This window comes from Salinimicrobium gaetbulicola (genome assembly GCF_042676025.1).
GTDB lineage: Bacteria > Bacteroidota > Bacteroidia > Flavobacteriales > Flavobacteriaceae > Salinimicrobium > Salinimicrobium gaetbulicola.
In genome coordinates this window covers 1-572 of the sequence record NZ_JBHTJP010000033.1, presented here as the reverse complement: position 1 = coordinate 572, position 572 = coordinate 1, and the positions used below count along the sequence as shown (strand labels likewise).

1 protein-coding gene is annotated in these 572 nt (G+C 27.8%); it reads left to right on the top strand.

The window, feature by feature from the left end:
* The first annotated feature begins 55 nt into the window (after positions 1-55).
* Positions 56-523, top strand: a complete 468-nt coding sequence (locus ACFQ1G_RS08305; RefSeq protein ID WP_380738506.1) for a hypothetical protein — start codon at positions 56-58, stop codon at positions 521-523.
* Positions 524-572: the final 49 nt, after the last annotated feature.

Genomic DNA, 572 nt, shown 5'->3' with positions numbered 1-572 from the left:
ACGTTGTGTGTCATTTATGCTAAGGCACAATAAAATTTAAAATTGATCAATAGACTTGAAAAAACTTATTGAAAAATACGATGGAAAGAAATACACGCTAAAAGAATACCTACCTGTGATTTTTCTATTCATCTTATTAATTGGATTCGCAATTTACACGGTTATTAAAAAAGGAGACTTCGTAGAAATATATTTGAGTACATCTTTTGATGAAATGGTCGTAGATATTTTCGAAGAAAAAGGAAACACTTATTTATTATTGACAAACAGAAATAACAGATATAGGTTGGAAAACAGTCGGAATTATGATTATAAACCTCCTTTCCTATATGATTTTCTAAAAGAGAATGACAGAGTAATTAAAAATAAATGTTCTGATACTATCTATATAGAAAGGGATTCAAAAAAATATCATTTTCTAATTGGGAGCACATCATACAATCGTAAAGGAAAATCACAGGACTTTATTCAAAAATACCTAAACGAAAGAGCAATAATGAATGAAAGAAATGATTGTGATTAATAATAAACTAAATATAAAACGACACACAACATCGGTTAACGAGCAAATA